Raw genomic sequence first — 19,444 nt, forward strand, 5'->3', positions numbered from 1 at the left:
TTTCCTACACCTACCAAAGGTTCTTTGATTAATCCACTACATCTTTATTTCACAATATACAATTATTTTTAACGACCTAATACTGTAATTTCAACGCTTTTGGTAACAATTGTTATTTCTACATTATTACCTAAAATTGCGTAGGCGCGCTAGCATTTTGGGGTAATTCATTTTTGGGAAATAAATCACTAGAAATTAGTTATAACTAGTTAATAATCTTAATGGACTTACGCCCAAACCCCTAGTATGTGTAATTCACCGTGCGCCATTGTTCAGAGTAACTCCTTTTAGTACTACTGTCTTACATTTCGTTTTATCAAGTTCTACAATCATTACCCACTTAAAAGTACCATTAAATCCTCTTGATACACTAACCTCAGCAGTTTGAGTTTGTTTTACATTTACAATTAAAGTATTCTTATTTGTTTTTATACTTTTTACTTTATACATAGGTATACTAGAACCCGTTGCAGAAAACTGCAAATATAAAACTGCTTTATCTTTAGCTGGCGATTCAATTGAAAGTTTTCTCGGAGTAAAATATTTATCTTTAAACTTTTGAAATTCCTCATTATTTATCATAAGAATTGCATTTTGTGGTACAGATTTTAATTTCTCATCAGTTTTACTAAAACCTATTACTTCAGAATATACCTCTTTAAATTTTACATTGCTATTTGAGGAACAACCAACTAGAAATTGGCTCATAATTATAAAAATAGAGATTAAGAATATTACTCTTTTCATTTCAGTTCATTCCTTCACTTTATTCATAATATAATACAAATTATTTTTTTAATGTGACTCACTCCTTTTTCTGTATCAACCCAAAATTCCGTAGGTACGGAGGATTTTTTTCCTTAAATTTTCGTTCTGAGGTGAAGTAATGTGGCTGTTGCATTAAGATTATTTAATACATAACTTAAAATTATTGCGAACTAAATCAAGTGAAGGGTTTTAATTTCGCCCTGCTCATTAAAAGACTAACTTTTTCACTTACGTGAAAAGTGAAGGTTTTAACGATGCTGTGCACGTTAAAGGTTAACTTTTCGGATAAATCCGAAAGTTAATGTTATTTTTCCTCCGCTTTGCTACGGAAAAATTATAAATTTAAATTAAAGATTTTTCGTAGCAAAGCGGAGGAAAATCATCCTTTGCTTTTCACATAAGTGAAAAAGTTCACCTTTTAACGAGCAAAGCAAGTTAAAACCCTTCACTATTAGCTTTTTCGCCTTCTTTTTAGGCGAAAAAATTTAACTATTACTTCGCAATATTTATTCTTTATGCGACAGCCCAATTACTTCACCTTAATATGAGTTCTTTAACCGTCTTTAAATTATTAATGTCACTTGCAACTACTTTTGAATCAAATACTGTATACAATGTATCCCCTATATAAATAGCTCTAACGTCCTGAACTCCATAATAGGTTAATGCATCTGTATCATATTTATTTAGAACTTCACCAATAAAAGTAAAACCGTTTTTCAAATCAACTTTATACACATAAACTCCATCGGTCATTTTGTTATCCTTATCCCTCATTGAAATGGGTAATGCCATAATTTCTTTATTTTTATCAAATAGAAGCGCTCTATGATTATATAAAACATCTGAATATGAATCAGTATCCTTAATATCTGTTTTGTACATTTGCTTTGGCTTAGATATATCAGAAACATCAAACATAGCAAATTTTATATTACCTGATTTCACCACAACAGTACCATTCTCGGAAACTTCTGTTGAATTTCTACCAAACCCTATAAGATGGCTTTGATCATAGGGCTGCAAATACGTACTAAATCCCGGCATTTCAAGTTTTCCTGTTATATTAGGTTTTGCTGGGTTAGACAAATCTACAACAAAAAGCGGATCTGTTTCCTTATAAGTTACCACATACGCTTTGTCATTAATAAATCTCGTTGAATATATCTCTTCTCCTTTTGCTATACCAGAAATTTGAGATATAATTTTCATATTTTTATCTAAAACATAAATACTACTGGACATTTGTTCTTTTGATGGACTATAGGTTCCACTGGATTTACTTATTACTAATCCATTATTGTTTTTAGTAACAGCTACTCTTAAATAGCCATCGTATTCATCCATCGAAAATTGATTACGTGTACTGCCTTCAATTTCTGCTTTATTTTGAAATACTGCTTTTCCATCTGAAAGGTTAAATTTATATATTATTGTTTTGTTATCTTCATCACTTGAGGCAAAATATAAATTATTTTCATTGCAATAAATATTTCCGTCATCTCCAAGCATTACTGTAACCTTAGCTTCATTATTTATATTAGAAAGATCTATACTTGATATAACCATATAATTGGGATAAGTAGCTTTTGGATCATATTCTATATCCTTATAATCAATTCTTTTTTCTTTACCGTTTAAACTACTATCAATATAAAAAGGTTTGTAATCATCTTTCTTCATACCATTAAAGCCAATGTTTATATCCTTATTAGACATTACATAAACTCTATTACCTATAAGTCTAGCATCATTATACTCACCACATGCTATTAAACTTTTAACACATTTAGGATTTTTCTTATCACTCACATCATATACAAGGATTTTAGTATTATTCCACATATACCACGCCTGATTATTGTTATCAGTACTCATGGAATAACCTCCAAATATTATTAAATAATTATCCTTTAAAATCATATTGCTAGGATGAAATTTAGTGTCTATTGATACACTAGCTTCAACCTTAATGCTTTGTGCTGGATACGCATTTATTATATAAAGTTTATTGTTTTTAAAGCTTAAACTATATATAAATTTACCATCATTTTTTACTACATCCGGTTCATCAACTCCATTAACCTGCACATTTGTAGATGAATGTGCTATCTCTTGTTTATCATTTGATGCATTTGATACACTTGATTTTGAAGCACTTTTCATAGCCCCGTTTGTCATTATATTACTTTTATAACTTCTTAATATACTCTCTAAATTTCCATAAGAACCAACAATAGCTATTCCTTTAGAATTTACATGCGTAGTTTTTTCAAAATAAAAATCCTGAATCCAAGCTTTTAATGGGCTTAAAGCTATAAGTAAAATAACAGCTGCGGCCGCTGCAAAATAAACACTAAACTTCTTTAACCTATGTGGCTTTTCGATTTTCTTCAAGCCTTTTTCTATGGCAAAATCTATTTCTGTAGGAACTTCTATATTATCCATATCAGTTTTAAACTTTTTTATTTTATCTAAATCATCCAAAACGATTTTCCTCCTTTACTCTTCAATTAAATCCATTCTAAGCACCTTTAATGCTCTATGAAGATACGTTTTAACTGTTCCAATAGGACATTGCATAGTCTCTGAAATATCCTCAAAAGTCATATCTCTAAAATATTTAAGTATTATAACCGTCTTGTATTTATCGTTTAACATATCCACAGCTCTATATAAATCTATATTTTCTTCGATGCCTTCATCCTTTGACGCTTCACTTTGCAAAACACTTTCACTATCCAAAACAAATTTATTTTTCTTTTTTAACATATCAATGGAACAATTTATCAATATTCTTGTTACGTAGGTATTAAAAAATTCCGGATTTTTAAGCTTCTTTATTCCTTTATAAGCCCTATAAACTGTTTCACTTACTATATCAAGTGCATCTTCTTTATTCTTAACATAAATATATGCAGTTTTATATAGCATTTCTTTCTTGCTATACATAAGCTCTGCAAAAGCATTTGTATTGCCACTTTGAGCCTTTGTAATAAGGTCGTCAATGTTCAAAATATTCACCTCCAAACTTTATTCAGAGTACAGTGCCAGTTCAACTATAGAAATTCATGTGCACCATAATGCCAAGAAAACGGCATTTTGGTACAAATAAATTTCAAGTTTCACAGTGGTTTATCTTTATACCTATTAGACTACACTATCCAATATTTAGTTTCAATAAAATTATATTTATGGTAAAATAATATCTAAATATTGGATAGAATAATAAATAAATCATATATTCGAAAGAAGGTATTAATATGAATTTAAAAAAAGCCGTAAATTCAATAGGTAAAATTTATTTAGACCTTTCTGGAACAACTTATATTAATAATCTTATTAAAGAATCTGATGCCAACCTTAAAGAAAGAAGAAAAAAACAACATAATTATTCTAAGCCAAGTTTATACGATTTTGATACTGATCCACATGATAAATAAAAAGCAACAAGTAAAATCAAGCAACGCGCTCTCTCTTTCTTTATAATAAATGTAGGGTAATTGAAACGAGGTGAATAACCGAATATCCGAGTGGCAGAAGAAGATATTATTTTTGAACATGGACCATTCGATTATGAGCAGGAAAATCTTAGTGTAAAGGAAAAGATTGAAAAGGAAATGGCAACTTTTGATTTTGCAGACAGTTGTTTAAGGGAAAGGACACATACCAGAGGTTTAGGCGTCATCCCATTAAGATTCTTGAACCTATATTACTAATTTCTAGTGCTCCATTTTAAAGACATAAATTAATCAAAAATATTAGTGTTCCTACACAATTTGGGGCTAGTGCAGAAACTTTGATTTTTTACTAAATAATATGTTAAAATACGCTAATTGGTATATTAATTGATCAACTTATTTAAACATTGGGAAACAAAGATGTAGTGGATTAATCAAAGGACCTTTGGTAGGTGTAGAAAAAAATGATGTTAGGGAATAGTGGCGAAAAAATTTCTAAAATAAAATTGTATAAAACTTAGTGGAAAATTTTTTTAAGCTTTAGAGCTTTAGATTGTCTGAGCGTCTTTTTGTGAGTTATCGAAAGCTCTTAAGCTTTAAAAAATTTGCCACTTAGTTTTATTAATTTTATTTAGGATTTTGAGCCGCTATTCACTAACATCATTTTTCTACACCTGACAAAGGTCCTTTGATTAATCCACTACACTTATTTCTCAATGTTTATTAATTATAAAATTTTATCTAAAAACTCCTTAGTTCTTGCTTCTTTAGGATTAGAGAAAATTTCTTCTGGTGGAGCTTCTTCTACTATTTTTCCACCATCCATAAATATTACTCTATCAGCAACTTCTCTTGCAAAACCCATTTCATGAGTAACAACCACCATTGTCATTCCTTCTTCTGCAAGACTCTTCATAACACTTAAAACCTCTCCAACAAGTTCTGGATCAAGTGCTGAAGTAGGCTCATCAAACAACATTATATCTGGCTGCATGCATAGGGATCTAGCTATAGCAACTCTTTGCTTTTGTCCTCCTGATAATTTTGAAGGATATGATTGGTGCTTCTCACTTAACCCTACCTTATCAATAATCTTTTCAGCTCTTTCTTTTACTATTTCCCTTTTTTCTTTCTTTACAGTAAGTGGTGCTTCCATAACATTTTGAAGTACTGTCATATGTGGAAAAAGATTAAAGCCTTGAAAAACCATTCCCATTTTTTCAATTACTTTTCTATATTTCTTACCATCTTTGCTGTCCAAAGTTTCTCCTTCAATCACTACGCTGCCCCCATCTGGGATTTCAAGATGATTAAGGCACCTTAAGAAAGTACTTTTTCCTGAACCTGAAGGTCCTATTATAACAAGCACTTCACCTTTATTTACGTTTATGCTTAAATCTTCAAAAACGGTAAGCTTGCCAAACTTTTTCGTTAAATTTTTAGCTTCTATCATCAACATATCTAAAACACTCTCCTAATTTATATTACTAATAAACTGATAGTTTCTTCTCTACACGTGAGAATAAAAAAGTGAATACAGTTGTAAGTACTAGATAAAAAATACCAGTCATGAAGTATGGAGTAACAGCATCACCAGAAGATGAAACAAAAAGTTGTGCTTTTCTTAAAAGTTCTTCCATTGTTATAACAGAAACAAGAGAGGTATCCTTAATTAAAGCTATAAATTCATTGCCCATTGGTGGAATAATTACTCTAAAAGCTTGAGGTAGTATTATCCTCTTCATAGTTTGTGGATATGTGAAACCCAATGCCTTTGATGCCTCAAACTGACCTTTATCTATAGCAAGAATACCGCTTCTTATAATTTCAGCAACATATGCACCAGAATTTAAACTAAGTCCAAGTATAGCCGCCTGCATAGCTGTAAGATTAATACCTGTTAACATTGGAAATCCATAGTAAAAAAGGTACAACTGAAGTAAAAGAGGTGTTCCTCTAAATATCCAAGTATAAAAACTTCCTATTGTATTTAAAACCTTATTAGATGATATTTTAAAAATTGCTATTATCAATGCTATAATACAGCCAAAAATAATCGCCAAACACGTAAGTTCTATAGTTACCAAAGTTCCGTTTAAAAGAATTGGTATAAGTTTGTTTAATATGCTAAAATCCATAGTGCCCTTCTCCTCCTAAAAATTCTTATGTATAGAGATATACCGCCTAAAACTTCAAAATTAATAGTATATCTATAAATGTATTTTTTGTATTTTTATTCACATTTACATTAATATTTATTCACTGCTTGTATTATATACAAAAGCTAAACATTAATCAACAAGCTAATTATGGAAACATTTTTGATTGTGTATAATTATCCGCTAAATATTAATATTTCCAAGGCAAAGCTCGTGCGTATCCTCCTATCTAATTTTTCACAATTAATTAGTATTTTATTAATTATATATGCATATTTTTATTAATATGTTATCATGTTTCAAATAATTTTACAATATGCAAGCATAGTTTATTTTTTATTATCAATTTAGTATATTTAGCTAATGCATACTTTAAAATTATTGCGAAGTAAGTGTATTGCAGGATATTAAATAAAATTAATAAATCTTATTTAAATCATCCTACAACACACTTACTTCGCAATGTACATGGTTTTAAAGGAAAGAACACTTACCAGAGGCTTGGGTTTAAGCCCATTAAAATTCTTGAACCTATATTATTAATTTCTAGTGCTCCATTTCAAAGACATAAATTAATTAAAGATATTAGTGTGCCTACGGAATTTTAATATAAAAACAAGAAATATTAAAATTGCGTAAGCAATCAAAAAATAAGTTATAAGATTTTCTGTAGCAAAGCGAAAGAAAATCATCCTTCACTGTACTTTGTACTCTGTACTCCGTACTCTGATTTTTGGTTCGCAATATTTAAAATTTGTATTTAAACAATTTTTTATTTCCATTCTGCTTCCCTATCAAATCATAGACATTCCCTTGCAATTATGATAAATTTAATACAAACACAACTTATTTTTTTACGAGGTTATTATGAAACATCTTTTATTATTTTTATATTTTATATCATATACTTCTGGTATAGGTGCCATTACTTTAGGATTATTTTTCTATATAAAAACTAAAAGTCTTTATGTAAAATATATACTTATAGCTGATATAGCTTTTACCAGTTTTTTATTTTTTGACAACTTAAATTTTTATACTGATATTTTTATTCATAGGTTCCCATTTTGGATGAATATAGTTAAAATATTAGGGTTGACACTATCTGGCATTTTAATAATCTATTTTTTTACGCTTTCAGCTTATTCGATATTAAACATTGAAATATCAAAACATAAAAAAATTATTTATTTCGGATTATCATCTATTTTTTTTATAATCTCCATAAGTAGCTTATATATTTTATACCATTTACAATTGATTTCAGAATTAGCCGCAGTGCATTCATGCTTTTTTCTACCTAATATATTTACATCTATAGGTATTATTTATGATGTGTTTTTTATTATAAATAATTTAGACAAGTTTAATAATTCAATTAGGCAATTCCTTAAAGTGCTCATAATATTAACTTGCATAATAACACCAATGTCTATACTTACTAATGTGCTTCAATATTGGCATTTTTCTAGTCTTCCAATTGCATATTCACCTATAGAATATTTTTTATTCAATCTTTCAGCACTTATTTTTGTCAAAAAAAATTTACAACAAACTCCCAATATTCTAATTAAAGCAGAATTTGAACAAAAAAAAATATCCAACGAAACTCATTTTTTTGATGACTTTTCTAATACTTATAATTTAACTCAAAGAGAAATAGAGATTACAAAATTAGTATCATCAGGCCTTAGTAATCAAGAAATAGCAGAAAATTTATTTATATCTGCAAATACAGTGAGAAATCATATATATAATATCTATAAAAAAACAGGAATAAAAAACAGATATGAATTAATAAATTTAATTTCTACAAAATATCATAATCACTAGAAATTTATTTTTAGTACAAGTATACTACAGATAAAAATAGTACGTTTATACTATTTCCTTTAGTACTTAATTCCATTATAGTTGAAACTGAAAATCATCTATGGTTGAGCCGGTATATCTATAGATGAGTTTTAAAAATTATGATGGGAGTGAATTTTTTGACTAATATAAAAGAAGAAAGCAAAAGGCTATTCTTTGTTGATAATTTAAAAGTATTTCTTACTATCCTAGTAATTGTACATCATGTTGGGCAAGCTTATGGTCCAACAGGCGGATTTTGGCAATATAAAAGCAGTTTGCATGAAAACCTTCCTTGGCTTGGATTATTTTTTCCTGTAAATGCTTCCTTCTTCATGGGATTATTTTTTATGATAGCAGGATATTTTTTACCTGGTTCTTATGATAGAAAAGACAATATGAGTTTTTTGAAAGATAAACTTATTAGACTTGGAATACCTGTATTATTAGGTCTTTTAGTCATTTCTCCTTTAGAGATGTATTTTTATTATATGCATTATAGTGGGAATAGACCTTTGAATTTCTTTCAATACTTTCAAAACATATATTTAGGACTTTGTAGCAAACCTAATTGGTACAAAACAAATTCAGGTGTCACATATCCAGAAATGAATTTTGGACATCTTTGGTTTGTTGAAAATTTACTTGTTTTTTCTATTTTCTATTTTATTATAAGAAAATTAATTTTCAAAAAAACTATAAAAAATGATACAAAGGATTTTAAATTTTTTTCAATATTAATTATAGCCCTTCTTATAGCAGTATCATCAGCAGTAGTTAGAATATGGTATCCCATAGATAAATGGATTGCACTGTTCGGCTTTATACAATCTGAAATTGCACATTTACCACAATATATAATACTTATTGTCACTGGAGTAGTTGCTTATAGAAAAAATTGGTTTACGAAAATTAGTAAAAAGGCGGGCTATTTAGCACTAATTTTAGGTATTATAATGGCTATTATCATATACTCATACAAGCTTGCACCTAAAATTATAAACATATTTTTTTCAAACTGGGCTATTTATGAGTCCTTTATGTGTGCATTTTTATGTTTTGGACTAATAGTATTTTTTAGAGAACATGTTAATTTGAGTACACCTAAATCTAGGTTTTTAGCTAAAAATTCTTATGCGGCATATATCTTTCACTTTCCTATAGTCCTAAGCATACAATACAGTCTTGATAAAATAGACATTGGCGGGGCTTTAGGTAAGTTTTTATTGGTTAGTATTCTTTCTATATTAGTAACTTATTTTGTAGCTTCAATGTTTAGGAAGCTGCCTATCATAAAAAGAATAATATAAAGGCTAATTTGATATTTTTAACCATTTATTTACAATTAAATTTCTACATCTCCATTGTAAACTTTTGCCTTACCATTGTATAATAAATATATCAATATTTTCAACTTTTTTAAATTCTTTTATCGTAAAAAAATCGCTAGGAGGAAGTATACATGAATAGCAAAAATAATAACGAAATGAAAAACGGAAAATATATGGCAACCGGATTATGCTTAGGCATGAGTATTGGATTGGCTATTGGTCAGTTTTTTTTTCATAATGCTTTACCATATATGTCAACAGGTATGTGTGTAGGATTAGCTATTGGTGTATTTATTGACTCCAAAAATGCCAAAAAAAACAAATAATCTTCTATAAACAAGCGGTTGTCACACTAAATAAATATTGCGAACTAAATCAAAGTACAGAGTACAAAGTACAAAGAAGGATGATTTACCTTTTCTTACGTCAGGTAAATCTTAAACTTAACTGTTGTTAGCTTCGCTGACAACAGTAATGACGCGATTGCGTAAGCAATCAAAAATAAGTTATAAGATTTTCTGTAGCTTTGCTACAGAAAATCATCCTTCTTTGTACTCTGTACTTTATACTTTGTACTTTGGTTTAATGGTTCGCAATAATTTTATAATTTGAAGTAAGATTACTTCTTCACAATTTCTTTTCTATAGCTAAATAATATAAATCCAATGCAAGCTACCACACCTATGCAACTCATAAGCTGTGCAACCCTTATAGGTCCAAGCATTAAGCTATCTGTTCTAAGTCCTTCTATAAAAAATCTTCCTACAGAATATAAACCTATGTACAAGAAAAATACAATTCCTTTTTTATTGCACTTTCTTATTACAAACATTAATATTAAAAAAGTCACAAAATCCCATAAAGATTCATATAAAAATGTTGGCTGATAGTATGTACCATCTATATACATTCCTGTTTGAATAAACTTAGGAAAGTGACTTATAAAAGCCTGACTTACAGGACCACCATGTGCTTCTTGATTAAAGAAGTTTCCCCATCTCCCCATTGCCTGGGCAATTATTATAGAAGGAGCAACTGTATCAACAGCTTTAAGGAAATCTACTTTTTTATGTCTACACATTATAAAAGCAGTTGTTATTCCAAAAATAAGTCCTCCGTGTATTGCAAGACCACCTTTTCTTATGTTAATCATATCTAAAACATTTCCATTGTATGTGTTAAACTGAAAAATAACATAATACACTCTAGCTCCTATTACACCTATAACCAATGAAAGAAGTGCAATGTCTATTATAGTATCATAATCGATGTCTCTAAACTTACAGTTAAAACTAGCAATAAAAAATCCCAAAAGTGCTCCAGTGGCTATTAATATACCATACCACTTAATACTAAATCCAAAAATTGAAAATGCAACTGAATTCATTACTTCACTCCCTATTCTCTTCTTAATCACAATTTTTTATAATAAAGGCGAAAAAAGCCTGCTAAATCCCTCTAAAATTTTAGCTATTATGCCCCTTGACTTATATCTTTCAATTGTCATAACTTCTGAGTTTACCATATCCTCTTCAAAAATTTTCATACATCCTTTTGAAAACTCGGTATTATAAATAAACACATTTATTTCAAAATCAAGTGAAAAGCTTCTTATATCCATATTTGCTGTACCAATTGAAGCTACTTTTCCATCTATAGCTATAGTTTTAGAATGTAGAAAACCTTTATACAAGTATACCTTAATACCATACTCAAGTAAATCTCTAATATATGAAGTCGTGGCATAATATACAAACTTCTTATCTGGTTTTAAAGGTATCATTACTCTTACATCAACTCCAGACATAGCTGATATTTTAATTGCTTCTAAAAATGAATCATCTGGTATAAAATATGGAGTTTGAATATAAACCCTATCCTTTGCAGAATTAATCATCTTAATGTATCCCATTTTTATCTGTTCGCCGCTAGAATCTGGACCACTTGCAACTACCTGCATTCCTATATTACCTTTGCCACCTTTATTACTAAAAAATTTCTTTAACATGCTATCTTCATTTATACTTTCATCTTTTGCAGCATAATACCAATCCATCAAAAATCTTTCTTGTAGAAATGCAACAGCAGTACCTACAACCCTAAGATGAGTATCCCTCCACGGCCTAAGCTTCTTGCTTTTTCCTCTACTCATATATTCATCACCTATATTTATTCCGCCAACGTACCCAATAGTTCCATCTATTATGACTATCTTACGGTGATTTCTATAGTTTATTCTACAATAAGTTCCAAAACTAACTGGGAAAAATCTTGTAACCTTTCCACCAGCCTTCCTTAGTTTGTTAAACATTCTTGAAGGCGTATGAAAACTCCCTATGTGATCATACAGTACTCTTACCTTAACGCCCTCTTTAGCTTTTTTCGTAAGTGCATCTACAAGCTTTTTACCTATATCATCATTTTTAATAATAAAATATAAAATGTTTATTGTTTCCTTAGAATTTTCTATATCCCTTAGAAGTGAATCATATTTACTTTTTCCATCTGTAAATATATCAACATCATTATCCTGGGAATATATACTTCTACTTGAATTTATGTTCATTTCTATAATATCTTTATACATTAACATATTTTTATCATTAAATACTTTATCATCATTTTTAAGTAAATACTTTTCCTCTATAAGCCACTTATTATATAAAGCATCATAATCACCTTTTAACTTAAATATTCTTTTTTGATTAGGTCTTAAATTTCTACCAAAAGTAAAATACAACAAAAATCCAAGCACGGGAATTAACGTAAGCACCAATATCCATACGGTAGCAGTTAGTGGTTTCTTTCTTTCAACGTAAATTGTAATTATAATTGACAAGAAATTAATAAAATAAATTATACCTACAGTAACAGGAATAGGTGAAATTTTCATTACTACACCTCCTTTGAATATTGTTACCATTTCGCAATCGTATATAAAATTTTAACATAAAAATATTAAAATTACTAATATTATATATTACATCTATTGAAAATGTTACTATAAATAAATGCATTAATTTCTATTAAGGCATATTAAAAAAATAATAAATCCAAATTGTGAAATAGTTTTCTGTAATATGGCTAAAATTCATTTACACCAAATTACATAAATGATATTATAAACATTGAATATTATTTTTACATAACGAAGGAGTTTTTAACATGGAGTATATCGAAGTATTGTCTCCAGGTAAAAAATTAAGATTGCTAAGGAAGAAATATAAATTAAATCAAGAGCAACTTTCTGGTGACAAAATAACTAGAAATCTAATAAGCGAAATTGAAACTGGTAAGGTAAAACTTACGAAAAATACTGCTGAAATAATACTCGACAATTTAAAAAGTCTTTCCCAAAAATACAATTTTGATATTACCGAAACTGTTGATTATTTATTAGAAAGTGAATATTCTCAAGCAAGCAAAATATTAGATTCTCATATTAATGAACTAAAAAGTCTTTTTACTTATAAAAGTGAAAACTTCAATGAAGAACTAAAAAATGCCGAGGCTTTTTTAATAAAATGGGATATTAAAGAAAAAAAAATACAGCTATATGAAATTGTAGGTGATTATTTTTGCAGCAAAAATGATTATCATAGAGGTACATTATACTATGAAAAAGCCTTTAGTTTTATGGATAAGCTTAATTATACTCCAGAACTTCTGATTATTTTAAAAAAGTTATCAGGAGCATATGCATATATAAATAGACATTCTGAAAGTATTGAATGTGGAGAGTTTGCGCTTAATCACTTTCCTAGTATGCCAAAAAAATTTGCTGCAACATTTTTGTTTAACAATTCAATTTCGTTAAAAAAGCTTGGATTTTTTAAAAAAGCTATAACAAATTTTGAGGTTATAGAAACATTGCTTGACGAAGATGATGCAGACAAGCTTATTGAGGTTTGGAATACCAAGGGCACCTGTTTTATTCATCTAAATGAATATGAAAAAGCTCGCGATATATTTATCAACGTTTTTGAAACAGCATCTAAACAAGATAATATGGATACTATTGTAATATCATTACTAAATTTGGCGGAATGTTATTTCAATTTAGATGATAAAGAAAAAGTTCTTGAAAGCTTAAAAATTGCACTTAATAATTTACCTACTCTTATAAGAAGTAATAGTTGTTATCTTCCGGAAGTACACTTCCAACTTGGGAATATTTACAAAAGCATTAATGACTTAGAAAAAGCTGAGATGTACTACTTAGAAGCTTTAAAATTCACTAAAAAGCAAAATATTTCAATAATGAGCAGGGATATATTAAAAAATTTAATTGATTTGTATTTGTCTTCTGATTCTATAGATAAAATAAATGATATAACAATCGAAGCTCTTTCTTTATCAAATTCACAAGCAAAATTAGAAAACGATATTATGTATAAGTTAATTAATTTTTATAGTTTACACAATATGACTGATAAAATCAATGAATTATGCAGATTCGCCGCTAAATTCTATTAAAATAATGCGAAGTAAGGGGATTCTGGAACATTAAATAGCATCAATAAATCTAAGGGAAATATTCTTGAAATACTTAGATTTATTAATTTTATTTAATATCCTAAGATACACTTACCTCGCATTTTTAGGTCCTGTTAATTCTAGTTCATAGAAAACAAGATCTAACCATTTTCCAAATTTAAAGCCTGATTTTTTTATCGTTCCAGAATACTCAAAGCCAAACTTTTTATGCAATTCTATGCTGCCCTTATTTTCTGAATCAATTGCCGCTACCATGATTTTATATTCCATCTTGTCAGCAATTTTAATTAATTCCTCCAGTAATTTTTTGCCTATGCCTTTTTTTCTATAATCCTTATGTACATATACTGAATGCTCCAAAGAATACTTAAATGCAGGATAAGCTCTAAACTGCTCAAAGGTAGCAAACCCAACTACCTTATTTTCTTCTTCAAATACAAGTATTGGATGACCATTTTCTTTTCTCTCATTATACCAATTTTTTCTTTCTTCAATATTATGAGGTTCATAAGCATATATTGCCGTAGTATTAATTATTGCATCATTGTAAATTTCCAAGATTCCCATCAAATCATTTTCTGTTGCTTCACGTATCATGATAAATTGCCCCCCCCCATTAATTTTTTTATTTAAAATACTTAACCATTATGAACCATTTTTCAGAGTACGGAGTACAGATGACAGAGTACAGTTAAGGATGATTTACCTTTCCTTACGTCAGGTAAATCTTAAACTTAAATATTGCTCAGCTTAGCTGAGCAGCATATATGGCGCTATTGCGTAAGCAATCAAAAATAAGCTTTAAGATTTTTCGTAGCGACAGCGGAAAAAAATCTTCCTTCACTCTACTCTCTACTCTTTACTCTAATTTAATAGTTCGTAATAATGCTGCAAAATTCAATTTTATACTATATTCAAAAAAATTGCACATCCCCCTAAAGGTTTGTGCAATTATAATCTAAATTTTATTTTCTTATCTTTTTTATAGCTAATATAATTGGCACTGTTATAACAACTGCAACAACAGCTTCTATAGAACCATTAAGTCCTGCTATACCAAATATTGCCTTTGCAGCACCACTCACACTTATTTTTACAGCCTTCGCATAGCTTTCAGCATATAAGAAATAAATCATTGAAAGAACTCCAACAGTGTTTGTAAGTGTTCCAATTATCGCCGCTGCACCAATCCTAACTGGTTCGTTAAACTTTTTAAGTAATGCATAAGAATAATAAGCAGTAATTCCTATAAGCACCCTTGGCAAAATTGCAACTAATGGATTCATAAAAGCAAATGAAAGCACACTAGGTGTCATAATGTTTTGGATCATGCTAAATATTCCAAACATAAGTCCTACTAAAACTCCAACTATAGGTCCTTCTAGAACTGCACCTATAATTACTGGAATATGCATAATTGTTGCATGAGCAATTGGAAATGGTATAAATCCATAGCCAGTAAGCCCTAGGGCCATTGAAATTCCAGAAAGAAGTCCAACAACTGTTAGCTGTCTTGTCTCAAATCTTGTTTTGGTTAATGAATTTTTATTCAATTTTTCCCTCCGTTCTCATTCCACTTAAGGATATAAGTCGAATAATATATTGATTTTTGTGTATGCTTAAAATGTAGTTTCCTAAGAATACCGCTTTATTTAAGCATAGTATTTTTTCTAAATCATTATACCATATCAAATAATCATCTACAACGGCAATATTAAGGCATATTTGGCATTTATAATTTTGCTAAATAATAAAGTGTTCTAACCCCAGCACCTGTTCCACCAATAGAATAATAATCTTTTTCACTGTCTCTCCAAGCTGTTCCTGCTATATCAAGATGAAGCCATGGTTTATCGCCTACAAATTCACCTATAAAGAGACCTGCTGTTATTGTTCCTGCAAATTTTCCACCTATGTTTTTAAGATCTGCTATATTGGATTTTATAAGTTCTTTGTATTCATCGAAAGCAGGAAGCATCCATACTTTTTCACCGGATTTATAAGAAGCTTCTTCTAGCTTTCCGTAAAATTCTTTATTATTTGTAACAACCGCTGTAGTTGTTATTCCCAGTGCAGATAAAGCTGCTCCAGTAAGAGTTGCTATGTCAACTACCTTTGTTACCTTTTCCTTTGAAATAGTATAATAAACAGCATCTGCGAGCGTAAGTCTTCCCTCTGCATCAGTATTGATAACTTCAATTGTCTTTCCACCCATAGAACCAATAATATCGCCAGGCTTATATGATCCCCCAGAAATTAAGTTTTCACAAGCTGCAATTACTGCTACAACATTTACTTTAAGCTTCATTTTTGCTATTGCACTCATAGCTCCTATAACGGCTGCGCCGCCGCCCATATCTGACTTCATTGTTGACATTCCATCACTAGTTTTTATAGAATATCCACCAGCATCATAAGTAAGTCCTTTTCCCACTAAACCCAATACTTGCCTATTATCCTTATCGCCAGAATATCTCATTACAATAAGCCTTGGAGGATTTTCTGAACCTAATGACACTGCTAAAAAAGCTTTCATATCAAGTTCTTTAATTTTAGCCTTATCAAATACGTCTACTTCAAAACCATATTTCTTCCCTGCATCACTAGCTGCTTTTGCAAGAACCTTTGGTGTCATAATATTTGCTGGTTCATTTACAAGAGTTCTTGCAAGTAGAGTTGCTTCAACTAATACAGAGGCTTCGTCAATATAACCTTTAACCTCTTCAAGCTTTTCCAAAGGCACATTACCTATGCAAAGCTCCATATCCTTTTCAACTTTTTTATCACTCTTGTACTTATCAAATTTGTATGCAGCAAAGCCAGTTCCTTCTATTACAGCATTTATAGCTTCTGCATAAGCCAGGCCATCTACATTAAAGTTATTTATAAATATTTTTTGTGCCTTAAATTCTCTACATTTCTTAATCACTTTTGAAAATGCAACTCTTATTTTTTCACCTGTTATTTCCTTTTCCTTGCCGAGTCCTACAAATATTATATTTTCATATTTATCATCTTTTAAAGAAGATAAGTTAAAAATTTCACCTATTTCCCCCTTAAATTTTTTAGTATCAAATAAATATTTAATTGTGTTTTCAAATCCCTCTGATTTTTCAAAGTTTTTCTGTATTACTGGGACTATAACAACATCTGATGCTCCAATTTCAATAGTATTTACTGAAAATTTCATTTATTTTCCCCCTTACATCTTATAACTATTTTTTATTAGTATAGATAAACCAGTTCAACTATTGAAATTTGTTTGCACCATAATGCCCAGGAGACGGCATTTTGGTACAAATAAATTTCAAGTTTCAAGGTGGTTTATCTTTATTTCTTCTTATTAGTATTATTACACATTTCATAAACAATAATCAATATTGTTTAATAATTTTTTAATACTTTAAAAGTGTAATGGTAAACATTGTTCCCTTGCCTATTTCGCTTTTAGCTTCAATTACTCCATTATGCGCCTCAACAATAGACTTTGAAAGAGCCAAACCTATGCCAACCGAATCACTTTTTGAGTTTTGAGCCTTATAAAACCTTTTAAATATGTTTGGCAAATCTTTTTTGCTTATGCCATCACCTGTATCAGCAATTTCTATTCTCACATAAACCGGTGTTTCTACAAGCATAATATTTATACTACCACCTAACTTAGTATGTTCTATTCCGTTTTTAATTATGTTAATAAGTGCTTCTTCAAACCATTCTTTATCGTGCAAAAAATTTATTTGTTCTTCTCCATTAAATTTAATTTTTATTTTTGCCTCCTCAGCTTTTTCCACAATAGCATCAATAGAGTTTTCTATAGTTTCATTTAAGCTTGTATTTTCTTTTGAAAACTCAATAGCCTTAGCATCTAGTCTAGCTAATTTTAATATACTTTTTATAAGCCAATTCATTCTGTACAGCTGTTTTTTATTGTTCTCTAAGAAAGTATTCCTTTTATCCTTCGAAAGCTCTTTGGTAGTTAAAATGTCATTGTATAAAATCATTGAAGAAATTGGAGTTTTTAATTGATGAGATATATCTGATAATAAATCTACTAGAAATTGTTTTTCCTTTTTTAAATCCTCTATATTACTTCGAATTATACCTCTCATAGAATTAAAAGAAATTGCAAGCTTTGAAAAATCACCTTCCGAATCCTCCGGGATTGAGATATCATATTCTCCTTCTATTACTTTTTTTGCAGCTAGAGTAATTTGTCTTATTCCTTTATAAAAGTAAGTACACTGCAAATAGTTGAGAATAAAAAACACCACCGCCATAACTAAAAATATAGCAATAATATAATAAGTATTTCTTAAAATAGTTTCATTTACATATGGGAACAAATCATCCTGCAAATCATCTGTAAGACCATATTCCCTTAGAATTTTTATTCCATCACGAGCTTCCTTATCCGAAACCTTTTTTGTTACCTCTGGTACTATTTCTTTTAATAATTCTGGATTTTTTTCATCTATTTTTGTAGTTACCACCCCAAGTGTTCTTATATATCCTTTTTTTAAATTATCAGTGTTTATCTTCGTCACAGTTAAAGTACCAAGTAAAAATATAAAATTTATACAAAGAAGCACTATTGAGCTTTTCTTTATTTCTGGATTTACAAAATATCCTTCCATATTATTTCTCCTTTAAAACAGGCTTGTTCCACATATATCCAAGTCCTCTTTTTGTTATTATATATTTAGGTTTTTTATCGTCTTCTTCTATCTTTTCTCTAATCCTCTTAATATAAACAGAAAGCGTATTTTCATCAAAGAAAACCTCATCATCTTCCGTAAGCTCTTTTAATATTTCACTTCTTTTAAGAAGAACACCAGACTTATTCATAAATATCAAAAGCAATTTATACTCCTGTGCTGTAAGTACAACTTTATTTTCTCCTTTAGTAACAACAGCTGTTGCTGTATCTACCTTTACATCACCACTTACAAGCCTTGTGCCTATGTCATGATTTTTTTTATTTCTTCTTATTAGCACTTTTATCCTAGACAAAAATTCTCTCACACCAAAAGGCTTTGTCATATAATCATCGCCGCCAATTTCAAGTCCAAGTACTATATTTACCTCTTCATCTAAGGCTGTGAGAAACATTATTGGAATTTCACTTTTAGCTCTTATGGATTTACACAAATCATATCCGCTTCCATCTGGTAAATTTACATCCAAAATAATTAAATCTAAGGCTTCAGTTTCAAATATTCTTTTACCTTCTTCTAAGGTTCCTGCTCTAAAAACCTTGTAGCCTTCTTCCTCCAAAGTAAACTCAATTCCCATTGCAAGAGACTCATCATCCTCTACTAATAATATTCTAAACATCATAATTCAGAGTACAAAGTACAGAGTACGGAGTACAGTGATG

The 19,444-nt window shown here is 29.4% G+C and carries 18 protein-coding genes; 6 read left to right on the forward strand and 12 right to left on the reverse strand.

The genetic code is table 11. From position 1 onward, the window contains the following. Positions 1 to 255 precede the first annotated feature (255 nt). The 3 genes from CUEA01_RS20635 to CUEA01_RS20645 form a co-directional block, all read right to left on the reverse strand. Entirely contained in the window at positions 256 to 747 is a 492-nt protein-coding gene (locus CUEA01_RS20635) for a hypothetical protein (RefSeq protein ID WP_234123859.1), read from the reverse strand. A gap of 555 nt (positions 748 to 1,302) precedes the next feature. Next, entirely contained in the window at positions 1,303 to 3,255 is a 1,953-nt protein-coding gene (locus CUEA01_RS20640; RefSeq protein ID WP_234123861.1) for a beta-propeller domain-containing protein, read from the reverse strand. Between the two features lie 15 nt (positions 3,256 to 3,270). Then, positions 3,271 to 3,783: a sigma-70 family RNA polymerase sigma factor gene (locus CUEA01_RS20645; protein WP_234123863.1), complete on the reverse strand. Its 513-nt coding sequence runs from the start codon at positions 3,781 to 3,783 to the stop codon at positions 3,271 to 3,273. 248 nt (positions 3,784 to 4,031) lie between these two features. Here CUEA01_RS20645 and CUEA01_RS20650 point away from each other — a divergent pair, with 248 nt between their 5' ends. Next, positions 4,032 to 4,211: a hypothetical protein gene (locus tag CUEA01_RS20650; RefSeq protein WP_234123865.1), complete on the forward strand. Its 180-nt coding sequence runs from the start codon at positions 4,032 to 4,034 to the stop codon at positions 4,209 to 4,211. 90 nt (positions 4,212 to 4,301) lie between these two features. Next, a complete protein-coding gene (locus CUEA01_RS20655) occupies positions 4,302 to 4,487 on the forward strand; it encodes a hypothetical protein (RefSeq protein ID WP_234123866.1) in 186 nt (61 codons plus the stop codon). Between the two features lie 469 nt (positions 4,488 to 4,956). On the opposite strand, the gene CUEA01_RS20660 is transcribed toward CUEA01_RS20655, so the two are convergent. Together CUEA01_RS20660 and CUEA01_RS20665 are read right to left on the reverse strand one after the other, a co-directional pair. Then, complete coding sequence (locus CUEA01_RS20660; RefSeq protein WP_329604015.1) at positions 4,957 to 5,688, reverse strand: amino acid ABC transporter ATP-binding protein; 732 nt, start codon at positions 5,686 to 5,688, stop codon at positions 4,957 to 4,959. 28 nt (positions 5,689 to 5,716) lie between these two features. Continuing rightward, positions 5,717 to 6,367 carry an amino acid ABC transporter permease gene (locus CUEA01_RS20665; RefSeq protein ID WP_234123867.1) on the reverse strand — a complete coding sequence of 217 codons (651 nt, stop codon included), beginning with the start codon at positions 6,365 to 6,367 and terminating at the stop codon, positions 5,717 to 5,719. A gap of 888 nt (positions 6,368 to 7,255) precedes the next feature. Here CUEA01_RS20665 and CUEA01_RS20670 point away from each other — a divergent pair. The 3 genes from CUEA01_RS20670 (at position 7,256) to CUEA01_RS20680 (ending at position 9,896) form a co-directional block, all read left to right on the forward strand. Continuing rightward, entirely contained in the window at positions 7,256 to 8,221 is a 966-nt protein-coding gene (locus tag CUEA01_RS20670; protein WP_234123868.1) for a response regulator transcription factor, read from the forward strand. Between the two features lie 158 nt (positions 8,222 to 8,379). Continuing rightward, a complete protein-coding gene (locus CUEA01_RS20675) occupies positions 8,380 to 9,549 on the forward strand; it encodes an acyltransferase family protein (protein ID WP_234123869.1) in 1,170 nt (389 codons plus the stop codon). A gap of 152 nt (positions 9,550 to 9,701) precedes the next feature. Next, entirely contained in the window at positions 9,702 to 9,896 is a 195-nt protein-coding gene (locus tag CUEA01_RS20680) for a hypothetical protein (RefSeq protein ID WP_234123870.1), read from the forward strand. A gap of 293 nt (positions 9,897 to 10,189) precedes the next feature. On the opposite strand, the gene lgt is transcribed toward CUEA01_RS20680, so the two are convergent. Together lgt and cls are read right to left on the reverse strand one after the other, a co-directional pair. Then, complete coding sequence (gene lgt, locus CUEA01_RS20685) at positions 10,190 to 10,957, reverse strand: prolipoprotein diacylglyceryl transferase (RefSeq protein ID WP_234123872.1); 768 nt, start codon at positions 10,955 to 10,957, stop codon at positions 10,190 to 10,192. 36 nt (positions 10,958 to 10,993) lie between these two features. Continuing rightward, positions 10,994 to 12,463, reverse strand: a complete 1,470-nt coding sequence (gene cls, locus CUEA01_RS20690) for a cardiolipin synthase (RefSeq protein ID WP_234123875.1) — start codon at positions 12,461 to 12,463, stop codon at positions 10,994 to 10,996. Between the two features lie 272 nt (positions 12,464 to 12,735). On the opposite strand from cls, the gene CUEA01_RS20695 reads away from it, so the two are divergent. Continuing rightward, a complete protein-coding gene (locus tag CUEA01_RS20695; RefSeq protein WP_234123877.1) occupies positions 12,736 to 14,046 on the forward strand; it encodes a helix-turn-helix domain-containing protein in 1,311 nt (436 codons plus the stop codon). Between the two features lie 111 nt (positions 14,047 to 14,157). Here the strand turns inward: CUEA01_RS20695 and CUEA01_RS20700 are convergent, their stop codons facing one another. From CUEA01_RS20700 to CUEA01_RS20720, 5 genes are all read right to left on the reverse strand, one after another. Continuing rightward, on the reverse strand, positions 14,158 to 14,664 hold the full coding sequence (locus CUEA01_RS20700) for a GNAT family N-acetyltransferase (protein ID WP_234123880.1): 507 nt from the start codon (positions 14,662 to 14,664) through the stop codon (positions 14,158 to 14,160). Positions 14,665 to 15,032: 368 nt separating this feature from the next. Then, positions 15,033 to 15,620: an ECF transporter S component gene (locus tag CUEA01_RS20705; protein ID WP_234123881.1), complete on the reverse strand. Its 588-nt coding sequence runs from the start codon at positions 15,618 to 15,620 to the stop codon at positions 15,033 to 15,035. A gap of 179 nt (positions 15,621 to 15,799) precedes the next feature. Then, positions 15,800 to 17,257 (reverse strand): leucyl aminopeptidase, encoded by a 1,458-nt coding sequence (locus CUEA01_RS20710; RefSeq protein ID WP_234123882.1) that lies wholly within the window; start codon positions 17,255 to 17,257, stop codon positions 15,800 to 15,802. A gap of 205 nt (positions 17,258 to 17,462) precedes the next feature. After that, positions 17,463 to 18,701 carry a HAMP domain-containing sensor histidine kinase gene (locus tag CUEA01_RS20715; RefSeq protein WP_234123883.1) on the reverse strand — a complete coding sequence of 413 codons (1,239 nt, stop codon included), beginning with the start codon at positions 18,699 to 18,701 and terminating at the stop codon, positions 17,463 to 17,465. Between the two features lies 1 nt (position 18,702). Then, positions 18,703 to 19,401, reverse strand: a complete 699-nt coding sequence (locus CUEA01_RS20720; RefSeq protein ID WP_234124761.1) for a response regulator transcription factor — start codon at positions 19,399 to 19,401, stop codon at positions 18,703 to 18,705. Positions 19,402 to 19,444 lie beyond the last annotated feature (43 nt).

This window comes from Clostridium hydrogenum (genome assembly GCF_021432385.1).
In the GTDB taxonomy this organism is placed as follows: Bacteria; Bacillota; Clostridia; order Clostridiales; family Clostridiaceae; genus Clostridium_S; species Clostridium_S hydrogenum.